This is a genomic window from Pseudomonas sp. MM211 (genome assembly GCF_020386635.1).
Lineage (GTDB): Bacteria > Pseudomonadota > Gammaproteobacteria > Pseudomonadales > Pseudomonadaceae > Aquipseudomonas.
In genome coordinates, this window is record NZ_CP081942.1 from 143,379 (window position 1) to 166,402 (window position 23,024).

At 61.2% G+C, this 23,024-nt stretch carries 20 protein-coding genes; 8 read left to right on the forward strand and 12 right to left on the reverse strand.

Annotated features, from left to right (window positions below):
• Positions 1–3: 3 nt before the first annotated feature.
• Positions 4–681: a DUF1028 domain-containing protein gene (locus tag K5Q02_RS00620; protein ID WP_225835379.1), complete on the forward strand. Its 678-nt coding sequence runs from the start codon at positions 4–6 to the stop codon at positions 679–681.
• Positions 674–1,837, forward strand: a complete 1,164-nt coding sequence (gene argE, locus K5Q02_RS00625; protein WP_225835380.1) for an acetylornithine deacetylase — start codon at positions 674–676, stop codon at positions 1,835–1,837. The genes K5Q02_RS00620 and argE overlap by 8 nt, the downstream gene beginning before the upstream one ends.
• Positions 1,838–2,180: 343 nt before the next feature.
• Here the strand turns inward: argE and K5Q02_RS00630 are convergent, their stop codons facing one another.
• On the reverse strand, positions 2,181–3,104 hold the full coding sequence (locus tag K5Q02_RS00630) for a LysR family transcriptional regulator (RefSeq protein ID WP_225835381.1): 924 nt from the start codon (positions 3,102–3,104) through the stop codon (positions 2,181–2,183).
• 317 nt (positions 3,105–3,421) lie between these two features.
• Between K5Q02_RS00630 and K5Q02_RS00635 the strand changes: the two genes are divergently transcribed.
• Positions 3,422–4,474: an ABC transporter substrate-binding protein gene (locus K5Q02_RS00635; protein ID WP_225835382.1), complete on the forward strand. Its 1,053-nt coding sequence runs from the start codon at positions 3,422–3,424 to the stop codon at positions 4,472–4,474.
• A 66-nt stretch (positions 4,475–4,540) separates the two neighbouring features.
• On the opposite strand, the gene K5Q02_RS00640 is transcribed toward K5Q02_RS00635, so the two are convergent.
• From K5Q02_RS00640 to K5Q02_RS00655, 4 genes are all read right to left on the reverse strand, one after another.
• Positions 4,541–4,744, reverse strand: a complete 204-nt coding sequence (locus K5Q02_RS00640) for a hypothetical protein (protein ID WP_225835383.1) — start codon at positions 4,742–4,744, stop codon at positions 4,541–4,543.
• On the reverse strand, positions 4,741–4,953 hold the full coding sequence (locus K5Q02_RS00645; protein WP_225835384.1) for a DUF4177 domain-containing protein: 213 nt from the start codon (positions 4,951–4,953) through the stop codon (positions 4,741–4,743). The genes K5Q02_RS00640 and K5Q02_RS00645 overlap by 4 nt, the downstream gene beginning before the upstream one ends.
• An 84-nt stretch (positions 4,954–5,037) precedes the next feature.
• Positions 5,038–6,450, reverse strand: a complete 1,413-nt coding sequence (locus K5Q02_RS00650) for an amino acid permease (RefSeq protein ID WP_225835385.1) — start codon at positions 6,448–6,450, stop codon at positions 5,038–5,040.
• A gap of 586 nt (positions 6,451–7,036) precedes the next feature.
• The gene (locus K5Q02_RS00655) at positions 7,037–8,989 is read right to left on the reverse strand and encodes a DNA topoisomerase III (RefSeq protein ID WP_225835387.1); all 1,953 of its coding nucleotides are present in this window, start codon (positions 8,987–8,989) and stop codon (positions 7,037–7,039) included.
• Positions 8,990–9,130: 141 nt separating this feature from the next.
• Between K5Q02_RS00655 and K5Q02_RS00660 the strand changes: the two genes are divergently transcribed.
• The 4 genes from K5Q02_RS00660 to K5Q02_RS24450 all read left to right on the forward strand — a co-directional run bounded on the left by K5Q02_RS00660 (position 9,131) and on the right by K5Q02_RS24450 (position 14,603).
• Positions 9,131–9,373, forward strand: coding sequence for an exodeoxyribonuclease VII small subunit (locus K5Q02_RS00660; protein WP_225835389.1), 243 nt, complete (start codon positions 9,131–9,133; stop codon positions 9,371–9,373).
• Positions 9,370–10,257, forward strand: a complete 888-nt coding sequence (gene ispA / locus K5Q02_RS00665) for a (2E,6E)-farnesyl diphosphate synthase (protein WP_225835391.1) — start codon at positions 9,370–9,372, stop codon at positions 10,255–10,257. Before K5Q02_RS00660 ends, ispA begins: the two co-directional genes overlap by 4 nt.
• Positions 10,258–10,377: 120 nt before the next feature.
• Entirely contained in the window at positions 10,378–12,264 is a 1,887-nt protein-coding gene (gene dxs / locus K5Q02_RS00670) for a 1-deoxy-D-xylulose-5-phosphate synthase (protein ID WP_225835392.1), read from the forward strand.
• A 1,619-nt stretch (positions 12,265–13,883) separates the two neighbouring features.
• Positions 13,884–14,603, forward strand: coding sequence for a methyl-accepting chemotaxis protein (locus K5Q02_RS24450; protein WP_225839902.1), 720 nt, complete (start codon positions 13,884–13,886; stop codon positions 14,601–14,603).
• A 210-nt stretch (positions 14,604–14,813) separates the two neighbouring features.
• On the opposite strand, the gene K5Q02_RS00680 is transcribed toward K5Q02_RS24450, so the two are convergent.
• The 5 genes from K5Q02_RS00680 to K5Q02_RS00700 form a co-directional block, all read right to left on the reverse strand.
• Entirely contained in the window at positions 14,814–15,824 is a 1,011-nt protein-coding gene (locus K5Q02_RS00680) for an AI-2E family transporter (protein ID WP_225835394.1), read from the reverse strand.
• 97 nt (positions 15,825–15,921) lie between these two features.
• Entirely contained in the window at positions 15,922–16,719 is a 798-nt protein-coding gene (locus tag K5Q02_RS00685; RefSeq protein WP_225835395.1) for a helical backbone metal receptor, read from the reverse strand.
• Positions 16,719–17,135: an MFS transporter gene (locus tag K5Q02_RS00690; protein WP_225835396.1), complete on the reverse strand. Its 417-nt coding sequence runs from the start codon at positions 17,133–17,135 to the stop codon at positions 16,719–16,721. The genes K5Q02_RS00685 and K5Q02_RS00690 overlap by 1 nt, the downstream gene beginning before the upstream one ends.
• Positions 17,132–17,749 (reverse strand): GTP cyclohydrolase II, encoded by a 618-nt coding sequence (gene ribA / locus K5Q02_RS00695; RefSeq protein ID WP_225835397.1) that lies wholly within the window; start codon positions 17,747–17,749, stop codon positions 17,132–17,134. The genes K5Q02_RS00690 and ribA overlap by 4 nt, the downstream gene beginning before the upstream one ends.
• Before the next feature lie 139 nt (positions 17,750–17,888).
• Positions 17,889–18,326 (reverse strand): DUF192 domain-containing protein, encoded by a 438-nt coding sequence (locus tag K5Q02_RS00700; protein ID WP_225835398.1) that lies wholly within the window; start codon positions 18,324–18,326, stop codon positions 17,889–17,891.
• Between the two features lie 153 nt (positions 18,327–18,479).
• On the opposite strand from K5Q02_RS00700, the gene K5Q02_RS00705 reads away from it, so the two are divergent.
• Entirely contained in the window at positions 18,480–20,063 is a 1,584-nt protein-coding gene (locus tag K5Q02_RS00705; RefSeq protein ID WP_225835400.1) for a peptide chain release factor 3, read from the forward strand.
• A 361-nt stretch (positions 20,064–20,424) separates the two neighbouring features.
• On the opposite strand, the gene tfpZ is transcribed toward K5Q02_RS00705, so the two are convergent.
• Together tfpZ and K5Q02_RS00715 are read right to left on the reverse strand one after the other, a co-directional pair.
• Positions 20,425–21,159: a TfpX/TfpZ family type IV pilin accessory protein gene (gene tfpZ, locus K5Q02_RS00710; protein ID WP_225835402.1), complete on the reverse strand. Its 735-nt coding sequence runs from the start codon at positions 21,157–21,159 to the stop codon at positions 20,425–20,427.
• Between the two features lie 487 nt (positions 21,160–21,646).
• Positions 21,647–23,020, reverse strand: a complete 1,374-nt coding sequence (locus K5Q02_RS00715) for an O-antigen ligase family protein (RefSeq protein ID WP_225835405.1) — start codon at positions 23,018–23,020, stop codon at positions 21,647–21,649.
• Positions 23,021–23,024 lie beyond the last annotated feature (4 nt).

Below are 23,024 nucleotides of genomic sequence, written 5' to 3' on the forward strand. Positions count from 1 at the left end.
GGCATGACCTTTTCCATCGTCGGGCGCTGCCCGGAAACCGGTCAACTGGGCATCGCTATCAGTTCGTCGAGCATCGCCGTGGGCGCACGTTGCCCCTGGTTGCGCGCCGGCGTGGGGGCGGTGGCCACCCAGAACGTCACCCTACCCGCCCTCGGCCCGCAGATTCTCGACCTGCTGGAGCAGCAAGCGCTGGCACCGGACGACGCCCTGCAGCGCGCGCTGAGCGCCAATGGCTGGAGCCAGTATCGCCAGGTGACGGTGATCGACAGCCACGGCCGCACCGCGCTGTTCAGCGGCAAGGAAGCGCTGGGGCTGTACAACGCAGTGGCCGGTGAGCAGTGCGTGGCGGCGGGCAATCTGCTGTCGGGCGAAGCAGTGATCCAGGCCATGGTCGAGGCATTCGAAAACGCCAGCGGGCAACTGGCTGATCGCCTGCTCGCGGCCATGCATGGGGCGATGGCCGCCGGCGGCGAAGCCGGCCCGGTGCATTCGGCTGCGCTCAAGGTGGTGGGCGACCTGGTCTGGCCGATCATCGACCTGCGGGTCGACTGGGCCGACGAAGACCCCATCGGCCAGTTGGATGGTTTGTGGCAGGCCTACCGACCGCAGATGCAGGATTACCTGACCCGCGCCCTCGACCCGACCGCCGCGCCAAGCTACGGAGTGCCGGGCGATGAATGAGCCCAGCAGCCGCGCCCTGCTCGAGCGGCTGATCGGCTTTGCCACGGTCAGCCGTGATTCCAATCTGCAGTTGATCGAATTCATCCGCGATTACCTGGCGGGCTTCGGCGTCGACAGCGAGCTGTTCCACAACGCCGAAGGCACCAAGGCCAATCTGTTCGCCACCATCGGCCCGCTGGATCGCGGCGGCGTGGTGCTGTCCGGCCACACCGACGTGGTGCCGGTGGATGGCCAGACCTGGACCTTCGACCCGTTCCAACTGACGGAGCGGAACGGGCGTCTGTACGGCCGTGGTGCGGCGGACATGAAAGGCTTCATCGCCTGCGTGCTGGCGGCGGTGCCAGGTTTTCTGCAACGCCCGCTGCAGGTGCCGGTGCACCTGGCGTTTTCCTATGACGAGGAAGTCGGCTGCCTCGGCGTGCGCTCCATGCTTGCCGAGTTGGAAAGGCGCCCGCACAAACCGACCCTGTGCCTGATCGGCGAACCCACCGAACTCAAGCCCGTGCTCGGCCACAAGGGCAAGCTGGCGATGCGCTGTGAAGTGCACGGCGCCGCCTGCCATTCGGCGTATGCGCCCTACGGCGTGAATGCCATTGAGTACGCGGCGCGGCTGATCGGCCACCTGGGAGACATCGGCGCGCGCCTGGCCCAGCCCGAGCACCACGATGCGCGCTTCGACCCGCCCTTCTCCACCGTGCAGACCGGCCTGATCAAGGGTGGCCGCGCACTGAACATCGTGCCGGCAGAATGCGAGTTCGATTTCGAGGTGCGCGCGTTGCCGGGCTTCGACGCACGGAGCGTGGCGGATGAATTGCAAAGCTACGCCGCCCAGCAACTGCTGCCGAAGATGCAGGCGGTGAGCACTGCTAGCGATATCCGCCTGCACGCGCTGAGCGCCTACCCCGGCCTCGCCACACCGCCCGACAGCGAGGCCGCGCGCCTGCTGACGAGGATCTGCGGCTCGAGTGATTTCGGCACCGTGGCCTTCGGTACCGAAGGCGGCCTGTTCGACGGCGCCGGCATCCCCACCGTGGTCTGCGGCCCTGGCAGCATGGATCAGGGCCACAAGCCCGACGAGTTCGTCAGCGTGGAGCAATTGCAGGGGTGTGATGCGATGCTTTCGAGGCTGGTGGATTACCTGCGCGAGCCGGTGTGATTCCCGGTTGTTCGGTGCGCCACAGAAGAGAGCGTAGCGTAGGGTGGACGACGCCTTACCCGTCCACAGTGCACCAACCACGATTGGCCCTCTTTATGTGGGAGCGCGCCATGCGCGCGAAATCGCGGGCATGGCGCGCTCCCACAATGGCGTAGGGTGGGCTTCAGCCCACCAAAACCCCGCAAGTCAGCGCGAACCCACCCCCGCAACGGTGGGCTAAAGCGCCACCCTACGAGAAAATCGCAGGTCGGACGACGCGTCACCCGTGCACCGTGCACCGTGCATCAACCACGATTGGCCTGCTCCCACAGTGGCGATAGCCAATATCCGCGTTTACTCGGCTCTACAGCCCGGCACTCTCGCTAAGCTGGCTCAACCGCTCCCGGCAGAAGTCGACGAACAGTTGCGCCGGTTTGGTGAGCTGGCCACGCTTGAGGCGTGCCGCCACCAGGCCGGAGGTGGCGACGGGTTCGGTGATGTCAACGGTGACCACACGCTTGCCGTCGTAGGTGCATTCCGAGTGCGGCTTGGTGACCAGCAGCGAGAAGCCGAAGCCCTGGCCCACCATGCCGCGCACCATCTCGATCGAAGGTGAGCTGAAGACGATATTGGGGGTCAGCCCCAGCTCGTGGAACAGGCTGACGAAATAGGTGCGGCTCGGTTGCACGTCGAGCAGGATCATCGGCTCCAGGCACAGATCGCGTAGCGATACCTGGGCCTGGCTGGCGAAACGGTGGTGCTCGGGCAACAGCACATAGGGCTTCTGCGGCGGCATCAACGGCTCGGTGTCGATGGTGCCATCGAGGTCGTGTTCATAGAGAAAGGCCAGGTCGAAGGAGCCGGCGGTCAGGCCCTGCACCAGTTCCTGCTGCTCGCCATCGCGGATGCGGATGTCCACCCCCGGATAGCGCTCGCGAAAGCCAGCGATCAGCTGTGGCAGGTAGAGCGGCGCCACGGTCTCGAAGCAGCCGATATCGATCTGCCCGGCGACGATGTCGTTGTCGGCCAGGGCGTTCTGCTCGAATTCGCGAGCCATGCGCAGCAGTTGCTGGGCCTTCTCGTAGAAGCGCGCGCCGCTGGGCGTCAGCGATACACCCTGGGCGTGGTGGCGGATGAACAGCTGCACGCCGAAGCTTTCTTCAAGGCCTTTGATTGCCGTAGAGATGGACGGCTGGGCGATGTACAGCTGCCGCGAGGCCTCGGCCACGCTGCCGGCTTCCACCGTAGTGACGAAGTACTTGAGTTGCCGGAGTGTGTAGGAAGCCACGTGTCGATCTCAACGCCATTACTCCCTGCACCTTACTCCAGTAATGCGCTGTTACGGGGCCGCCGCTTGCAAAGTTTTTTCGTATGTCTCGAGCATATTTTTACTAATTTTCCTTCTCGCCAGACTGACGCACCATGGCCCTCACTCGAACAACCCACGGGTCGCCACGACGACCTGAGCGGATTGCCGTTCACGCTCCCCAACCGAGCGGACGCCCATAACAACAGAGATTCCCTGACGCGTGACACGACGCGCAGGTTCGCCGATTCGGCCATTACTGCCTCAGACCTACAACGTAAAAAAGCGAGGGAGTTTCCATGTTCAAGCACTTGCGTCCATGCATCCGGGCCGCCATCGGCCTGTCCATCCTGGCCGGGGCCAGCGCCTCGGCACAGGCCGAATCCAGCCTGACGGTAATTTCCTTCGGTGGCGCCACCAAGGTCGCGCAGACCGCCGCCTACTTCAAACCCTTCGAGCAGAGCGGTGCCGGTCAGGTAATCGCTGGCGAGTACAACGGCGAACTGTCCAAGGTCAAAGCTATGGTCGACGTCGGCCAGGTGACCTGGGACGTGGTCGAACTGGAAAGCCCGGAGCTACAACGCGGCTGTGAAGAGGGCCTGTTCGAGCGCCTGGATCCGGCCATTCTCGGCGACACCAGCCAGTACATTCCGGGCACCGTCAGTGAGTGCGGCGTGGCCACCTATGTTTGGTCGATGGTGATGGCCTACAACGGCGACAAACTGAAAACCGCGCCGGCCTCCTGGGCCGACTTCTGGGATCTGCAGAAATTCCCAGGCAAGCGCGGCCTGCGTAAAAGCGCCAAGTACACCCTGGAAGCGGCCTTGCTGGCCGATGGCGTAAGCCGCGACGAACTCTACAAGGTGCTGAGCACGCCCGAAGGCGTCGACCGCGCCTTCAAGAAGCTGGACGCCATCAAATCCTCCATCCAGTGGTGGGAAGCGGGTGCCCAGCCGCCGCAATGGCTGCTGGCCGGTGACGTGGCCATGTCCGCCGCCTACAACGGCCGCATCGGCGTAGCCCAAAAGGAAGGCGCCAACCTGAAGATTTCCTGGAACGGCAGCCTGTACGACCCGGAACACTGGGCCATCGTCAAAGGCAGCCCGAACAAGGCACTGGCCGAGCGTTTCATCAAGTTCGCCAGCCAGGCGGACACCCAGAAGGTGTTCTCCAGCCAGATTCCGTATGGCCCGGTACACAAGCAGACCCTGCCGCAACTGCCCGCCGATGTGCAGGCGCAGCTGCCAACCGCCGAAGCCAACATGGCCGGCGCCCAACTGGTGAACGCCGAGTTCTGGATCGACCACGGCGAAGAGCTCGAAGAGCGCTTCAATGGCTGGGCGGCGCGCTGAGCGGCTAATTGCAGAAACGAAAAACGCGGGCCTTGGCCCGCGTTTTCATTCATGGCATGTCACTGCTCAGCCATCAAGAAAGCCGTCATCCTTCAGCTTGCGCTCCGAGCTGTACCCACGTACCGCGATAAGCACCAGCAGCAGAATCCCCGCCGTGATGGTCACCTTGAGGAAGTGTTCAGCAGCCAACACGTCCGCCCACAGCTGCACGATAGCCAGCAACGACCAGCCGACGAAAATCAGCAGCGCACCGACACCGGCGAATTTCATACGTCCTTTTCCATCACCACCACGTACGCCTCTCGGCGCCACAGCAGCAACATGCGGCGAATGTCCTTTTCCATGGTGACCACGCGCCAGCCTTCACGAGCATTGCGGTTGAGGAATTCGGTAAAACGCAGCGGATTGACCTTGGCAGCGCCGAGCAACAACGACCCCAGCATGCCTTCCTGATAGATAGCGACCTTGTACTCTTTCATCTGCTTCCTTTGCCTATGAACGATTGATATTAAAAAGGGGCGCCTCTTTGCGAGTGCGCCCCTTTGCCAATCATACCGAACTGATCAGCGTGCGATTTTCTTTGCAGCGCGCATGTGAACCATGACACCCAATGCCACGACGACGGCCGCTGCCGCGCCAGTGGAGATGACCAACACCTGGTATTCCTCTACGAATGCCATGGTCACCAGGCAGCCGACGATGAACACGATGACCAGGTAGGTCAGCCAGGGGAACAGCCACATTTTCAGGCGGATGTCCTTGCCTTCTGTTTCCAGCTTGCGGCGCATCTTCAGTTGCGAGAAGGCGATCACCAGGTAGACCAGCAGGGCGATCATGCCGGTGGTGTTCATCAACGTGTCGAGCACGTCTTTCGGGCGCAGGGTTTCGCTGAAGTTGATCAGCGCCACGAAGATGGCCACCGAGCAGGAGGCGATGATCGCGAACACCGGCACGCCAGTCCCCGAGCGGGTGATTTTCAGGAATCGCGGTGCATCACCACGGGTGGACAGCGAGAACAGCATGCGCGAGGCGGTGTAGTGCGCCGAGATCATGCAGCTGCTCACCGAGGTCAGCACCACGAAGTTCATCAGCAGCTCGGCATACGGGATGCCCAGCAGCTCCAGGGTACGGCGGTAGGAGCCATAGCCGGACTGAGCCATCAGCGGGTCGTTCCATGGCACCAGGCAGACGATCAGGAAGATCGAGCCGATGTAGAACAGGCATACGCGCCAGACCACCGAGTTGGTCGCCTTGACGATCTGCGTCGACGGATCCTTGGCTTCCGAGGCGGCGATGGTAACGATCTCCGCGCCAAGAAAAGCGAACATCACCCCGAGTATGGCCACTACTACAGCCTGGATACCGTTGGGCATGAAGCCTTGGGCGGTCAGGTTGCTGAAGCCGCGCACTTCACCGGTCGGCCACAGGCTGAGCACGGCCATGCTGCAGACCACCAGGAAGCAGATGATCGCCACCACCTTGATCAGCGCGAACCAGAACTCGAACTCCCCGTAGTGTTTGACGTTGAAGAAGTTGATGCTGATCAGCAACAGCGTGGTGGCCAGTACGAAGACGTTGACGCTGACTTCTGGGAACCAGCCATTGAGGATGGTGCCCGCTACGTAGGCCTCCCAGGCCATGAGAATGACCCAGAACCACCAGTACAGCCAGCCGATGGTGAAGCCGGCCCAGCGGCCGATGGCGCGCTCGGCGTAGGTGGAAAAGGAGCCGGTGTCCGGCGAGGAGGTCGCCATTTCACCGAGCATACGCATGATCAGCACCACCAGAATGCCACCGGCCAGGTAGGCCAGTACGGCAGCTGGGCCAGCGCTGTGGATCACGCTGCCGGAGCCGACGAACAGCGCGCCGCCGATGACACCGGCGATCGACATCATGGTGAGGTGCCGGGGCTTCAATGATGCACTGAGCTTGCTCTCGTGCTCCTGCTTTGCCTTGTCGGCTGATACCGCATCCATAAAGGACTACCTCTTATTGATTTTGCTGGAAACCGTTGAGGCCAGGTCGTCTCTGCTCCAGATGCACGAAACGCGGCAACGGGCCTGCCACACGCAGGCGTTGTCGTGATCGCGTTCCCTATCAGCGTTTCCGGATCCGGCGTAGGCCGGTCTCGGGCAACAATCCTTGCCGAAATCCATCCGGTTGAATCAGAGGACGACCCAGCCTCACTCGCGTGACGTTCTGAGCCATTACTGCAGCGGTGTAGCCAGAAGAAAACCCGGCCCACCGGCTTGAATGTTCGTTTTACTCCACAACCAGCCCAGCCCGAGGAGAGCCGAACCCAAACTATCGATAGGGCTAAATGCACCGTTCTAGAGGGATTACCCTCAGAAAAATCGACGAATGGAAGGGTATGTCCAGGCGTCGAGCAGGCGAATGAAACCTGTTCATTAAATTCAACGCGCCGGATGGTAACGGAAAATCTGCTTTTGGGAATACTCCGCCCGCGTAAAGACCGGATGGGCGGCATCTTTCAGATCGTTGGGAGTACCTCAGGGGACGCTCTACTCCAGTACCGCCCTCGCCGGGCAGCCAGCAACCGGCCTACTTCGGCTTGGCCTTTGTGGCGCCAGTGCCGGCCCGCTTGGCGGGTGCACCTTTACGCGAGGCGGCCTTGCGCTTGCCCTTCCAGGGAGCACCACGGCCTTTGCTGGGAGGCGGGCCGCTGATATTCAGTTGCAGGCCGAGGCAGCGCTCGATCTGCTTGCCCATCCAGGTCGACTGCTTGGCGACGAACTCTTCCAGCGGCATCTCGCCGCTCTGCACCATGTCCAGCGCCTGCTCCCAGATGGCCGTGGTGCCGGGGTCGGCGATGGCCCGCGGCACCGCGTCGATGAGGCCGAACGCCGCCGAGGTGGCGGCCAGGGTCTTGCCCTGCTTGATCAGGTAGCCGCGGTCGAGCAGCCCTTGGATGATGCCGGCGCGGGTGGCTTCGGTGCCGATGCCGGTGGTGTCCTTGAGCTTCTGTTTGAGCCGTGGGTCTTCGACCAGCCGTGCCACGTTCTTCATGGCCTGGATCAGGTCGCCCTCGGTGAACGGCTTGGGCGGCTGAGTATGCTGATCCTTCAGCGAAACCTCCCGCACCACGCACTGCTGCCCTTCGCGCAGGCTCGGCAAAGCCTGAGGCGCCGGAGCTTCACGCCCCTTGGCTGGCGCCAGGGCTTCGGGCAGCGCCCGCTTCCAGCCGGGCTCGACGATCTGCTTACCGACCGCACGCAAGCTGTGCCCGGCACAGTCGAAGTCGGCCTGGGTACGATCATATTCATGGTTGGGCAGAAACTGCGCCAGGTAGCGGGCGCGAATCAGCTCGTAGACGGCTCGCGGGCGGCCGCTCAAGCGTGCCAGCCCACCCGCGGCCAAGGTAGGAATGATGCCGTGGTGCGCACTGACCTTGGCGTCGTTCCAGGCCCGTGAGCGGCGCTGTGCCTGGGTATGCGCCAGTACCTCGCGCAGGCCCGGATCAGCCTGCCCCAGGGCGGCCAGAATGGCTGGCGCCTCGGCGTGCTGGCTCAGCGGCAGATAGCCGCAGTCGCTGCGTGGGTAGGTGATCAGCTTGTCGGTCTCATAGAGCTTCTGGGCGATATCCAGGGTTTCCTGGGCGCCGAGGCCGAGCTTCTTCGAGCAGACCTGCTGCAGCGTGCCGAGGTCGAAGAGCAGAGGCGGCGCCTCGCGCATGCGCTCGGTCTTCAGTTGCTGCAACAGCGCCTGCTCGGCGCCCTGGATATCTGCAGCGGCGCGCTGCGCGACCTCCTGCTTCAGGCAGCGCCCCTGCTCGTCGCACTGCGCTTCAGGGGCACGCCACTGGGCGGTAAAGGGCGTGCCGTTGCCGTCGAGCCCCACATCGATCGCCCAGAACGGCACGGGCACGAAGGCGGCGATGCTGCGGTCGCGATCCACCACCAGCCGCAAGGTCGGCGTTTGCACGCGGCCGACCGGCAGCACGCCCTGATACCCGGACTTGCGCCCCAGCAGGGTGAACAGGCGGCTCATGTTCATGCCGATCAACCAGTCGGCCCGCGAGCGACCAAGTGCCGACTGATAAAGGTTGTAGGTACTGGCGCCGGGCTTGAGCGCAGCCAGCGCCTTGCGAATCGACGTATCGTCCAGGGCCGACAACCACAGGCGCTGGATCGATCCGCGGTAGCGGCAATGGTCGAGCAACTCGCGGGCAATCATCTCGCCCTCACGGTCCGCATCGGTGGCGATCACCAGTTCATCGGCCTCACCGAGCAGCCGCTTGACCGCCTTGAACTGCGCGGCAGTCTTGGGTTTGACGCGCATCTTCCACTGCTGCGGCACGATGGGCAGATCGTCCAGTACCCAACGTTTGTAGCGCGCGTCGTAGGCATCCGGCGGCGCGGTTTCCAGGAGGTGGCCGATGCACCAGGTCACCGTCACCCCGTTGCCCAGCCAGCAGCCGTCGCCGCGCCGAGTGGCACCGAGCACACTGGCGATATCCTTGGCTTGAGAGGGCTTTTCGCAGAGAAACAGACGCATGGGGCACGGCTACAAAAGTGGCTAACAGCCGACACGATACTGTATATCGATACAGCCACGCTACGCCGTAGTCGATTGCCCGCGAACCGGGGCTCTGCTAGTGTCCCGCCGAACCGCGAACCCCGCCTGAGAATTCCCGCCATGGCCCGTAAGAAAGCCGCGCTCGATTTCGAGCAATCCCTGACCGACCTGCAAACCATCGTCGAACGCCTGGAAAACGGCGAACTTTCGCTGGAGGAGTCGCTGAGCGCCTTCGAGCAAGGCATCAGCCTGACCCGTGATTGCCAGGCCTCGCTGACTCAGGCCGAGCAGAAAGTACAGATTCTGCTCGAGCGCGATGGTGAACTGCAGGCGGCACCGTTCGAAACGGACGAGCCGTTATGATCGCCAACTACCAGGCTCGCTGCCAGAAGCAGGTCGACGCAGCTCTGGAGCCGCTGTTCGCGGCGCCGCGTGTCGAACTCGAACGCCTGTATGCCGCCATGCGCTATAGCGTGTTCAACGGCGGCAAACGCATTCGCCCGCTGCTCGCCTACGCCGCTTGCGAAGCCCTCGGTGGCACGGCGCAGCAGGCCGACGGCGCGGCCTGCGCGGTGGAGCTGATCCACGCCTATTCCCTGGTGCATGACGACCTGCCGGCCATGGACGACGATGACCTGCGTCGCGGCCAGCCGACCACGCACAAGGCCTTCGACGAGGCCACGGCGATTCTTGCGGGCGACGGCCTGCAGAGCTTGGCCTTTGCGGTGCTGGCCAGCGAAACGCGCAATCCGCACAGCGCGGAAATTCGCCTGAGCATGTTCAGTGCACTGGCCGAAGCAGCAGGCCCCGCCGGCATGGTCGGCGGCCAGGCCATCGATCTCGGCTCGGTTGGCCAACAACTGCAGCAGCCGGCTCTGGAAGTGATGCATCGCCACAAGACCGGCGCGCTGATCGAAGCCAGTGTGCGCCTCGGCGCCCTGGCCAGCGGCCGCGCCGACGAGCGCACCCTGGCGGCGCTGAGCACCTATGCTCGCGCCGTCGGCCTGGCCTTTCAGGTGCAAGACGACATCCTCGACGTGGAAAGCGATACCGCCACGCTGGGCAAGACTCAGGGCAAAGACCAAGCGAACGACAAGCCCACCTACCCGGCCCTGCTTGGCCTGGATGCGGCGAAGCGTTACGCCTTCGAACTGCGTGATCAGGCCCTGCATGCCCTGCGCCCGTTCAATAATGCCGCCGAGCCCCTGCGCGAGCTGGCCCGTTACATCGTAGAAAGGCGCAACTGAAACCACGCCCTCGCTGTCTCATCTGGCACGACCGCTGCGATGACCCATACCTACCTTGGGCACGGATCATCGCATCAGGTAAACTGCCCCATTCTTTGAATTCTTATAACGACTCGCCTGATGCCGACGACTTTCCACGAGATTCCCCGCGAACGCCCGCTGACGCCGCTGCTCGACCGCGCCAACACGCCGGATGAATTGCGCCGCCTTGGCGAGGCCGAGCTGGAGACCCTGGCGGACGAATTGCGCCAGTACCTGCTCTACACGGTCGGCCAGACCGGCGGGCACTTCGGCGCCGGCCTCGGGGTGATCGAGCTGACCGTCGCCCTGCACTACGTCTTCGATACCCCCGATGACCGCTTGGTGTGGGACGTCGGCCATCAGGCTTATCCGCACAAGATCCTCACTGGCCGCCGCGAGCGCATGAGCAGCCTGCGCCAGAAGGACGGCATCGCCGCCTTTCCGCGCCGCTCGGAAAGCGAGTACGACACCTTTGGCGTCGGTCACTCCAGTACCTCGATCAGCGCCGCACTGGGCATGGCCATCGCCGCCCAGCGCCAAGGCAGCAAACGTAAATCGGTGGCGGTGATCGGTGACGGCGCGCTGACCGCGGGTATGGCGTTCGAAGCGCTCAACCACGCGGCAGACGTTAAAGCCAACATGCTCGTCGTGCTCAACGACAACGATATGTCGATCTCCAAGAATGTCGGCGGCCTGTCCAACTACCTGGCCAAGATCCTCTCCAGCCGCACCTATGCCAACGTACGTGAGGGCAGCAAGAAAGTGCTGTCCAAGCTGCCCGGTGCCTGGGAAATCGCCCGCAAGACCGAAGAGCACGCCAAGGGCATGCTGGTCTCCGGCACGCTGTTCGAAGAGCTGGGCTGGAACTACATCGGCCCCATCGACGGCCATGACCTGCCGACCCTGCTGGCCACCTTGCGCAACATGCGCGACCTGGAGGGCCTGCAATTCCTCCACGTAGTGACCAAGAAGGGCAAGGGTTTCGCCCCTGCCGAGGTCGACCCAATTGTCTACCACGCGATCACCAAGCTGGAGCCGATCAACGCGCCCGCCAAGGCGAAAAAACCGTCCGGGCCGAAGTACTCCAGCGTGTTCGGTCAGTGGCTGTGCGACATGGCCGCCAGCGACGAGCGCCTGATGGCGATCACCCCGGCCATGAAGGAAGGCTCCGACCTGGTGACATTCAGCGAGCGCTTTGCGGATCGCTACTTCGACGTGGCCATCGCCGAGCAACACGCGGTGACCCTCGCTGCCGGCATGGCCTGCGAAGGCGCCAAGCCGGTGGTGGCGATTTACTCGACGTTCCTGCAGCGCGCCTACGATCAACTGATCCACGATGTCGCGGTGCAGCACCTTGATGTGCTGTTCGCCATCGACCGCGCCGGCCTGGTTGGCGAAGACGGCCCCACTCACGCGGGCAGCTTCGACCTCTCCTACCTGCGCTGCATTCCCGGCATGCTGATCATGACGCCGAGTGACGAGAACGAACTGCACCACATGCTCACCACCGGCTACCAGTTCGCCGGCCCGGCGGCAGTGCGCTACCCACGCGGCAGCGGCCCGAACGCGCCGATCGACCGCGCGCTGAACGCCCTGCCAATCGGCAAAGGCGTGATCCGCCGCCAGGGCAGCGGCGTCGCCCTGCTAGTGTTTGGCGTGCAACTGGCCGAAGCCCTACGCGTCGGCGAAACGCTGAACGCCACGGTGGTCGACATGCGCTTCGTCAAACCGCTGGACGAAACGCTGATCAGCGAACTGGCCGCCAGCCACGAGCTACTGGTCACCATCGAGGAAAACAGCGTGATGGGCGGCGCAGGCAGCGCAGTCAGCGAATTCCTCGCCCAGAGCGGCGCCCTGACGCCGATGCTGCACCTGGGCCTTCCCGACAGTTATGTGGAGCACGCCCGGCCCGAGCAGATGCTCGCCGAGTGTGGCCTGGACGAAGCCGGGATCGAAGCGGCCATACGAGCAAAACTGGCACGCTGATACTCCCCCGACCGGCATATATCGTCGGCCCATATATTGCAGTAATCTCCAGTTGGGATTGAGCATGTATGGACCGCCGATAGCGGCCGGGAGCTCGTATGCAGTTGCGTAGCCACAAGATGGATTTCAAGGGCCGCGAGCGCCGCTGGCTGCCCTGGTTCGGCAAGGCAGGCAAGCTGGCCATGCGCTGGTCCTGGTTGCTCAATGCCGGTCAGGCCGAACGGGTCGAAAAGACCTTCTCCGGCCTGGCGCTGACCCGCGTCGACCTGCTCACCAACTGGGCACGCCAGCACTGGCAGGAGCTCGAACTGCTGAGTGCTGCACTCACCCCAGCGTGGCCGGCCTTGCCGGATGCCGTACTGCAGCGGGCGTTGGCGCATATGCCCGAAGTGTCCGAACTGTTCGTGGTCGACACCGCCGGACGCATACTCGCTTCGACCCATGCGCCACGCCAGGGCCAGCGCCACGATGGCGCGGCTCTGGCGGCTGGCCTCAGTGGGCAGTTTCTGCTTGGCCCCTATATCGATGAGCTGACCCAGCAACTGGGGCCGACCACGTCTAAGTTCCACGATGCCGTCACGCTGCTGTTTCACCAGCCACTCAGCCACGGCGGGCAAGTGGTCGGTTGCCTGTGCGCACGTATCCCCAACGATGTGATGAGCGACCTGATTCAGCGCGAGGCTGGGCACGTCTACCGCGACTCCGGCGACAACTACCTGTTCATGGTGCAAAGCGCCCATGACCCGAAAATAAGCCCGGGAACCGCCCTGTCACGCTCACGCTTCGAGGATGGCGCCTTCACCGGCGGCGAGAACCTCAAACAGGGCGTGAAAACGCCTTTCGGCACCGTCCGGGTGCAGAAGCACACCGAATTCGAGTTACGTTTCACCGCGCCGGCGAGCGGCGAATTGCATCCTGGCGTGCGTGAAACCATTCGCCATGGCAGCAACCTGTTCGTGCTTTACCCGGGCTATCCCGATTACCGCCATGTGCCGGTGATCGGCGCCGGCCTGACTCTGCGTCTGCCCGGCTCACCGGATACCTGGGGCATGATGTGCGAGGGCGATCTGGAAGAGGTCTACCGCCAGCGCAGCCTGAGCTATTCGCTGTCCAGCCAGTTGCTCGGCGGCCTGTTCCTGCTGGGCGGCCTGCAATGGCTGCTGGAACAGCATCTGCCAGAGCATGCCGCATCACTGACCTTCGCCGCAGCCGGCGTACTGCTGTTCGGTTTTTGGGCCTTCAGCCTGCGCCGCCGCACCCGCACGCTGCAGTCGCTCTCGGACTTCTTCCTGGATACCGCTGAGTGTGGCGCGCCGCTGAGTAACCGACTGGCACTGGAGCGTTTTTCCAGTGACGAGGCAGGCGCCCTGGCCGGCTGGGTGAACAGTTTCGTCGATAAGATGGATCACACCATGCAAGGTATCGTCACTGCCGGCAGCGCCCTGCAGCAGACGTCTACGGGGCTGACCCGAACGTCAGCCAACGCCAGCCTGTGCGCGGCCCAGGGCCAGGCGGCGGCGGTGTCCACGGCGCGCGCGATGCTCGACGTCAACCACAGCATCGGCGAAGCCACCCAGCATATCGTCGACAGCGAAAGCGCCTCGCGCCAGGCCCTGGCCATGACCCAGAAAGGTGGCGCGGCCGTGCAGCAGAACGCCGAAGATGTCGCGCAACTGGCCAGCCGCATCGAGCAATCGAGCCAGGCACTCGAAGCCCTGAGCCAAAAGACCGAGGAAATCCAGCACATCACCGAAGCGATCCGCAGCATTGCCGAGCAGACCAACCTGCTTGCCCTCAACGCCGCCATCGAGGCTGCTCGGGCAGGCGACAGCGGGCGCGGTTTCGCGGTGGTTGCCGACGAAGTGCGCAACCTGGCCAGGCGAACCGCCCAGGCCACCGAAGAGATCGCCACGACCCTCGGCAGCGTGCGCCAGCAGACACTCGATACTCAGACCGCCATGCAGAGCTGCCAGGAAGCCGCGCAACGCAGCGTGACCCGCTCGAGCGAAGCCACCGATGCACTCGAGCGCATTCAGCAGGAAGTGGCAGGCATGCAGGGGCGACTCGACCAGATCAGCCAGGCCATGAAGTCGCAACTGAGTCAGGTGCAGGCCGTCAACGGGCAGGCTCAGGCAATAACCGGGGCCGCCGAGCGCAGTAGCCAGAGCGCCGATGAAACGCTGCAGGCAGCACAGTCACTGGCGCAACTGGTGCTCGACTTGCACAAAACCGCCAGCAGACTCAGCCGCCAGGAAAGCCTCGGCGGCAACAGCGCATCACCCGGCGCGCCAGTCTTCGGTCAGGCCGCTGCGTTCAAGTTCAACGCCGTTGCGCACTAGCGCGGCAGGCTCGTAGGAAACGGCACGCTTGAGTCAGGCTGCGGATCGCGGGTTCGCCCGCAAGCGGGCTCCTACAGAGAGGTCGCTTTCGAAAGTCAAAGACTCGTAGCCTGGGTTGCGCGAAGCGATACCCAGGTTACCTTCTCTCGAGTATCGCTGCGCTCAACCACGGGCTACGAATGTAGAGCCCGGCACATCATCGAGCACGAGTCAGACCCACTCTTGAGCCTTTAGCTCGCTCTTCAGGTAGGCGTAGTAAACCGGCGCGGCGACCAGGCCGGCAATGCCGAACGCGGCTTCGAACACCAGCATGACCAGCAGCAGCTCCCAGGCGCGCGCCTTGATCTGGCCGCCGACGATACGGGCGTTGAGGAAGTATTCAACCTTGTGGATAACGATCAGGTAGGCCAGCGCCCCCAGTGCTACCCAGATCGACAGCGACAGGCCGACCACGAAGATCGCCGCATTGGAGATCAGGTTGCCGACCACCGGCAACAAGCCGGCCACGAAGGTGATGAGGATCAGCGTCTTGGTCAGCGGCAGGTGCACACCGAATAGCGGTAGCACACCCATCAGGAAAATCGCGGTGAAGGTGGTATTGAGCAGGGATATCTTGATCTGCGCGAACACCACGTTGCGAAAGGCATCGACAAAATGTCCGACACGAATCAGCAACGCACCGGCCAACGGCTTGAGCTGGCTCGGTTCAGGGACGTTCTGCAGGCCGATCACCGCGCCGAGAATCATGCCGATCAGTATGGTGACGAACATGTGCACCGCGCCCTTGCCGAGCAGTTGCAGCTCACTGATGTGCCCGCGCAACCAGTCGTGCAGTGCGATACGGATATCGTCGACGTTGGCTGGCAGATAAGCCACCAGCGCTTCCGGCAACTGCTCGCGGGCGCGGTCGATCACGCCAAGCAACTTGCCCATCAACCGCCCGGGGTTATTCAGCTCGTGCATCACCAGCGAAAAACCACCGGCGAACACCAACCCGAGCACGGCAATCACCAGCACGCTGAGCAGGCCAACCGCCAGCAAACGCCCGAGCTGCCCGGCGAATAGCCGCTGCATGGGACGCGCCAGACGGTTGACCAGCTCGAACACCAGCAAACCGGCCAGCAGGCTCGGCAGCAGTTTCAGCGGGAAGACCAACAGTAGCGCGGCGCCAACGATCACTGCGCTGGCGGGGGAAAACCAAGGGGAGACAGGGGCTTTCATAACATCTGCAACAACCAGGAAGGCAGACAATCTGCCAGTTGCCAGCACGCTTTACCAGCGTCATCGCTTGCCGGTGACAGCGGCGTTGTGACGGCCATCACCGAGTGGGGGCCAGCAGCTCGCAGAGCCTGGCTGTGGCGTCGAGCATTTGGAAACTGGGGCGCTCCAGGCCCTTGTCCGGCAATACCAGCAACTGCTCGCGCTGCACGGCTGAAAGCTGCGGCCATCGCTGCCAGGCCTGCAGCTGCCTGCGGTCGCCGGCGATGATCACCGCCGGATCGCGCTGTAGCACGGCTTCGACGCTCACCTGCGGGGCCGGCAGGTGCAGATCGGCAAACACGTTGCGCGCACCGCAGGCCTGCAGCGCGTCGCTGATGACCTGCCCACCACCAAGGGTATACAGCGGCGCATCCCACACCTGATAGAACACGGGCACGGGGCGCTCACGGCGGTAGCGCTCACGCAACTCGGCAAGCCCGGCAACGAAGCGCTGATACAGGCGCTGCCCCTGCTCCGCCCGGCCAAGACGTTCGCCGATCTCCACGAACTGCCGAGCCAGCTCATCCAGCGAGTGGGGCTCGAGCACCAACATGGGAATACCAAAGGCTTTCAGTTGCTCGCGCTGCGCGGCGCTGACACTGCCCGGCCACAACAGCAGCAGATCGGGTTGCAGGGCCAGCAGGGTTTCCATTTCGAGTTGGCCATAGCGCCCTACGGAAGGCAGATGAGCCAACGCCGCCGGGCGCTCGCCACCATCGAGCACGCCGACCAGCAGATCGGCGGAATCCAGTTCGAGGACGATTTCACTCAGCGATGGCGCCAGACTGACCACACGCTCGGCAGCCGACAGCGGCGCCATCTGCATCATCAACAGCGCAAGTAAAAAGCGCAGCATCAGCCCAGCTGCCGGGGAATTCGATAGAGGTAGAGCAGCACAACACTGGCCAGAGCCAGCAACACCAGTGGCACGGCTTCCAGCCCTGCAAAAACCGCGAGGGCGGCGATCCAGGCCGGTAGCCCAGCGCCCAGAAAGGCAGCGCGGCGGCGCTCGGCCAGGGTCAGCCAGGCGGCGGGCTCGTCAGCCGAGTCCAGCGCCTTGGCGGTGGCGAACAGGGCGCGCTTGTAGCCGCCGAACAGCGGCAGGCTGACGAACAGCGAGGCCAATCCCGCGACGAACAGCGGCATAGCCAGCACACCAGGTTGGCGGCCAGCCCCAAACGCAAAATTGATCAGCAGAAGCGGAGCCAGGGTCAGTGCCAGTTGCCGCCACCAGAGCAGGGCCAACCGGCGCTTGACCGCGGCACGGGTCAAGGCCGCTCGACCTCACCCTGGTGCAGCTTGCCGAGCATGTGCCCGAGCTTACCGGCCTTGGTGGCCAGGTACTTGCTGTTGTGCGGGTTCTGGCCCAGTTGCAGCGGCACGCGATTGGCCACTGGAATGCCCATGTCGCCCAGCGCCTTGACCTTGCGCGGGTTGTTGGTCATCAGCTTGAGCGAAGAGATGCCCAAATGCTGCAGCATCGGCAGGCAGATCGCGTAGTCGCGCATGTCCGCGCCGAAGCCCAGGCGCTCGTTGGCTTCGACGGTATCGGCGCCAGCGTCCTGCAGCTCGTACGCACGGATCTTGTTGAGCAGCCCGATACCGCGGCCTTCCTGGCGCAGGTAGAGCAATACGCCGCGCCCCTCTTCGGAGATGGCGCGCAGCGCACCTTCCAGCTGGAAGCCGCAATCACAGCGCAGGCTGAACAACGCATCGCCGGTCAGGCACTCGGAATGCAAGCGCCCCAGCACCGGCTCGCCGTCGGCCACATCGCCGAAGGTCAGAGCGACATGCTCCTTGCCAGTGGCCTCTTCGAGAAAGCCATGCATGGTGAACACGCCGAACGGGGTCGGCAGTTGGGAGGCGGCGACGAACACGACAGGCACCGGATGCTCCTGGTATCGGAAAGGATGCGAATTTGCGAGGGGTGATAGTGTAACAGCAGCGCCTACGGGACTGTCAGCCGAATTACCGATCAAAAGGATCAGCCAAATATGTGCGCCGTCTTTTCAGCTGTTTAACGTCTTACCCACCCTGTGGGCAATCGATCCCGACGCGGCTCCCCACCACCACACCAAGTTCGCCGAAGCCGCCTTTGCCCACTTCGATGATGTAGCGCACCGGCTCCTTCGAGCCATGCCGTTGCAGGCTATAGGGCTGCATATTGACCACTCTGCGTACCACGCCGCGGGCATCGATGAAGGCCGCCGAAAGCGGCACACGGGTGTCTTTCATCCACAGCTCGCGCATCCCCTCCTCCGGCCAGGCGAAGAGCATGCCGCTGCCGATGTCGTCACGGGCAGACAGCCCCACCGTGCGCGCTTCCGTTGTCGCTGCAAGCGGCAAAGCCAAGCTCATGCCATTGGGGAAACGGATGTGACACTCGGGCAGGCTCGCCTGGGCGACAGAACACGTGAGCCCCAAGGCGCCAATCATGATGCTGCGCAGAACCCGGCGTACCATGAGTGACCTCGAACCTGAATAAAGAGGTGATCCTACCGACAAGCGTCCGTTTGCGGCACTGCAGATGCCCCCAGTGCCGTTGCATTACCGCTATAATCGCGCCTTTTTACGGGCTTACTCGGCCCGCCAACGCTTTCAAGCAGGCACGTATCCATGACCATTCAGGCCGCCGAAGTCGCCAAGCGCCGTACTTTCGCCATCATTTCGCACCCCGACGCCGGTAAAACCACCATCACCGAGAAGCTGCTGCTGATGGGGCAGGCAATCGCCGTTGCAGGTACGGTCAAGTCGCGTAAGTCCGACCGCCACGCGACCTCCGACTGGATGGAGATGGAGAAGCAGCGCGGGATTTCCATCACCACCTCGGTGATGCAGTTCCCCTATCGCGAGCACATGGTCAACCTGCTCGACACCCCCGGCCACGAAGACTTCTCGGAAGATACCTACCGCACCCTGACCGCGGTGGACTCGGCGCTGATGGTGCTCGACGGCGGTAAAGGTGTCGAGCCACGCACCATCGCCCTGATGGACGTCTGCCGGCTACGCGACACGCCAATCGTCAGCTTCATCAACAAGCTGGACCGCGATATCCGCGACCCTATCGAGCTGCTCGACGAGATCGAGGCGGTTCTCAAGATCAAGGCCGCGCCGATCACCTGGCCGATCGGTTGCTACCGCGACTTCAAAGGCGTTTACCACCTCGCCGATGACTACATCATCGTCTATACGCCGGGCCATGGCCACGAGCGCACCGCGACCAAGATCATCGAGAAACTCGACTCCGACGAAGCCCGTGCCCACCTGGGCGATGAGTACGAGCGCTTCGTCGAGCAACTGGAGCTGGTACAGGGCGCCTGCCACACATTCAATCAGGAAGAATTTCTTAATGGTCAGTTGACCCCGGTGTTCTTCGGCACCGCGCTGGGCAATTTCGGGGTCGACCATGTGCTCGATGCCGTAGTCGATTGGGCACCGCGCCCGTTGGCCCGCGTCGCTAACGAGCGCACCGTGCAGCCAGTTGAAGAGAAATTCACCGGCTTCGTGTTCAAGATCCAGGCGAACATGGATCCCAAGCACCGCGACCGTATCGCCTTCATGCGCATCTGCTCGGGCAAGTACGAGAAAGGCATGAAGATGCGCCACGTGCGCACCGGCAAGGACGTGCGCATCGGCGACGCCCTGACCTTCTTCTCCTCCGAGCGTGAAATGCTCGAAGAAGCCTGGGCCGGCGACATCATCGGCCTGCACAACCACGGCACCATCCAGATCGGCGATACCTTCAGCGAAGGCGAAACCTTGGGCTTCACCGGTATTCCGCACTTCGCTCCGGAACTATTCCGCCGCGTACGTCTGAAGGATCCACTCAAGTCCAAGCAACTGCGCCAAGGCCTGCAGCAGCTCGCCGAAGAAGGCGCGACCCAGGTGTTCTTCCCCGAACGCAGCAACGACATTATCCTCGGCGCCGTCGGTGTGCTGCAGTTCGACGTGGTCGCCAGCCGCCTGAAAGAGGAATACAAGGTCGAGTGCGGCTACGAGCCGATCACCGTCTGGTCAGCCCGCTGGATCGAATGCAGCGACAAGAAGAAGCTGGAAGAATTTTCCAACAAGGCCGTAGAAAACCTCGCTCTCGACGGCGGCGGCCACCTCACCTACCTGGCGCCCACCCGCGTCAACCTGAGCCTGATGGAAGAACGCTGGCCCGACGTGAAATTCCGCGCGACACGCGAGCATCATTGATTGGTGCATACGTGAAGTCGGGATATAAAAGAACCGGCCCACTTAGAGCCGGTTCTTTTGCGCGTTAGACGGCATGTCTGGCGGATTCTCTGCACTTGCCTCTAGGGATCACACCGCTCAACACTAGACTACGATTCAGATCGTAGGGCGTATTAGCCAAAGACGTTATCCGCCGCCAGAACCCGGCACAAAACAAACTCCAAGCAGCCCCGCACAAGTCGGGGAGGGGGGCAGCAGGTTCGCGGTAGCCGACGGATTACGCCTTCGGCTAATCCATCCTACGCCCCCGTCATATCGCGATAATACGACTAACGCATTTCAAGGTCACACGCCATACGGAGATAGTGCAACTAAAAAGCTGTCACTCGTCCCAAGGCTTTAGATCAACTACCCCCAGTGGCTTACTATGGTCATCTAGCAGTACAGTCATTGAGTGTTTATTTGCCTTCAAAGGTAACCATGCCTGCGCTTTTGGCCATTTTCTAAGAGCAATCGCGACATCACCAGGTTTATTGAATAGCTTCAACTCTTCAAGACCTCTCATAGCCGAAGAGATAGTAAGCTCTGCGGCACTCAACTCTTGATAAAATTCCGGGCGCATGGAAAGCTCAACTCCAATTAACGCAGACTCCCACAATATCTCGTTTCTCTTACTAACCTCTGCAGGCTCTATAGCTGCTACCCATTGCACGCCCCAGGAACTCGGTTTTTGGTAGCGAGGCAACGCCTCATCAAGACCGCGATGATCAAGGTCTAATGCGCGTACCAACTCAAACCTTTTCTCGTCAAAAACGATCCAAGCCGGGCGCCCCTCAAAACATGTCCAAACGCCATAAAACAATGCAGACAGCTGCAGCAACGCTATAAAAGACAAATCCCAAAACAGGCTACTTTTACTCTTATCAAACACCACAAATGTGAGAACCGGCCCCAGAACGATATCTACAACCGCTATTAAAAGTAAAACATCCCACACACCAATGGCTCTCCCCAGCGGAGCGGGATACCATAAATAACAAACAAAAAAAATCGCTATCGACACAATAATGGTTGACAAGAAAAAATGAACAAGAAACGCCCTAATTCGATCCTGCACGAAAAATAACCTCAAAAAAATCAACAATGCATGAGAAGTGAATTAACATCCTTTGGGACGATAGCTATTTTTCCACCCCACATCGGAATCGCCATCGCATCGCCACCACCCTCCGACCTCGCGAACTTCTGAAGTCTTTACCCCATTAGTAGCGAACGACTGGCTTCTGCGCCCATTACAACACCAAACACAACAGTACTATCTGGCTAAATCCTTGCCATATAGTACTGGAAACGACCACACTAGATGGCATATAACCGAGCTCAGGATTACTCATAGCGGCGCGACCTTGTGCCCCCCCTCTCTCGATAAAAAATAGTTCGCCATGCGCCTTTTTTATTTGTGAACCAAGCAAATAACTCTCATAACAAGGCAGAGAGATGGGTCACAACCGTCATTACCTCAACCAAGCTAAAATCACGAATTACAATATTCCTCAAAGCACCTACCCTCAAAGCTTTAAAAAATAGAACATTACTTGAATTGGCTACATGGGAATCCATCCTTGATCCCAGAACCTTGGCGGACTACCAATCTTTTCAATCTCCCAAAATCGAACTTGTTTCTCGTAAATATGGGGAACATCCACAATCAACAGAAAAACAATCACAAGCAAGGCAGGCAGAGCAAGCACCTTTAGCATAACGATATGTGCACCGAAAGGCGCTTGACTCTTGCTCCAGCGGGACAAAGCTACACCCGCTACAACTGCGAGCCACCCTTCGGTAAAAGGCATAACGAATACACCATCAACCTGAGCGAGTACCAGAGCGGAACACAATGAGACCCACACGGCCACATCGAACTCATGAGCCCTGCTTGATGTTCGAATATGCTGAAATCCCCGCCACATTCCAGCAGCAATCAACGTTATGGCGATAGAAGCTGCCGGAATGCCCCACTCGGCCGCCCACTGCAGCACCATTTGATGTGGGTGAGCCGCAATATGGTTCCACTCCGCAGAAAAATGCATAGGGCCTACACCCAGCCATGGGTTTGCGAAGGTCATCTCTAGCGCTTTTGACCAGAGTACATCACGGGCGGACAATCCACCTCGCAAGCCAGAGGGGAAATCATGCGTAAGTCCTAGAGACCATGGAATCAAAAAAAACATTAACAGATATAAAAGAAAGCCTCCAATCACCGCATACAAGTTTAGTAATAAAAACTTCCGGAAACGATTAAAGAACAATAGAACTATTAAGTTTGCGAGAGCCACAGCAAGCCAAGAACCACGCCCTGCCAAGGCGATCAGAAGCGACCATTGAACTATGCAGACAAAAAAAATAAAACAAGCAACTGAACGCCGACCTTTCTCAGCGCATAAAGCAGCCAAGCACACAAGTAACGGCAACAGAATAATTACAACTTGAGAATAAAACCTAGGATTATCAAACCCTGGATACAAGACATAGGGATTCAGATCGAGCTCGCCACTAACAAACGCCATCAGGTAAAATAATATAAATTGGTACGCCAGTAAAAAGCACAGAATGCTCGCAACAAACAGCACCGCCACCAGCCATCTTTTCTCAGAAAAAAAAGTTCCTCCCGTCAAAACCAAGAAAAACAACCCAACCGCTTTAGACCATTCATAAAACCCATAGATTGGATATTGCGCGAAAATTGATGAAACAGCACCGAGCATAAAAACGAGCATCCAAGGCACGCAAAGCTTTTCGTCTAGGCGCGCCCGACCAAGAACCAAAAATACTGATAACACAACCAGAAGCAACAGCAATTGGAAAATACGCTGTTGCTCAAGCCAGCTATTAGAAAAAAACCAATAAACCACAGCCGTGCTAGAGAAAAAGCAAATTGATACGAGTACTAAAAGAGGAGCAAAAAAATCTTTAAACACATTA

Bases quoted from the DNA above. Each gene is read 5' to 3' on its own strand.
- K5Q02_RS00620 (WP_225835379.1), top strand. From the start codon at position 4: ATGACCTTTTCCATCGTCGGGCGCTGCCCGGAAACCGGTCAACTGGGC.
- argE (WP_225835380.1), top strand. From the start codon at position 674: ATGAATGAGCCCAGCAGCCGCGCCCTGCTCGAGCGGCTGATCGGCTTT.
- K5Q02_RS00635 (WP_225835382.1), top strand. From the start codon at position 3,422: ATGTTCAAGCACTTGCGTCCATGCATCCGGGCCGCCATCGGCCTGTCC.
- K5Q02_RS00640 (WP_225835383.1), bottom strand. From the start codon at position 4,744: ATGAAATTCGCCGGTGTCGGTGCGCTGCTGATTTTCGTCGGCTGGTCG.
- K5Q02_RS00645 (WP_225835384.1), bottom strand. From the start codon at position 4,953: ATGAAAGAGTACAAGGTCGCTATCTATCAGGAAGGCATGCTGGGGTCG.
- K5Q02_RS00650 (WP_225835385.1), bottom strand. From the start codon at position 6,450: ATGGATGCGGTATCAGCCGACAAGGCAAAGCAGGAGCACGAGAGCAAG.
- K5Q02_RS00655 (WP_225835387.1), bottom strand. From the start codon at position 8,989: ATGCGTCTGTTTCTCTGCGAAAAGCCCTCTCAAGCCAAGGATATCGCC.
- K5Q02_RS00660 (WP_225835389.1), top strand. From the start codon at position 9,131: ATGGCCCGTAAGAAAGCCGCGCTCGATTTCGAGCAATCCCTGACCGAC.
- ispA (WP_225835391.1), top strand. From the start codon at position 9,370: ATGATCGCCAACTACCAGGCTCGCTGCCAGAAGCAGGTCGACGCAGCT.
- dxs (WP_225835392.1), top strand. From the start codon at position 10,378: ATGCCGACGACTTTCCACGAGATTCCCCGCGAACGCCCGCTGACGCCG.
- K5Q02_RS24450 (WP_225839902.1), top strand. From the start codon at position 13,884: ATGACCCAGAAAGGTGGCGCGGCCGTGCAGCAGAACGCCGAAGATGTC.
- K5Q02_RS00680 (WP_225835394.1), bottom strand. From the start codon at position 15,824: ATGAAAGCCCCTGTCTCCCCTTGGTTTTCCCCCGCCAGCGCAGTGATC.
- K5Q02_RS00685 (WP_225835395.1), bottom strand. From the start codon at position 16,719: ATGCTGCGCTTTTTACTTGCGCTGTTGATGATGCAGATGGCGCCGCTG.
- K5Q02_RS00700 (WP_225835398.1), bottom strand. From the start codon at position 18,326: ATGGTACGCCGGGTTCTGCGCAGCATCATGATTGGCGCCTTGGGGCTC.
- K5Q02_RS00705 (WP_225835400.1), top strand. From the start codon at position 18,480: ATGACCATTCAGGCCGCCGAAGTCGCCAAGCGCCGTACTTTCGCCATC.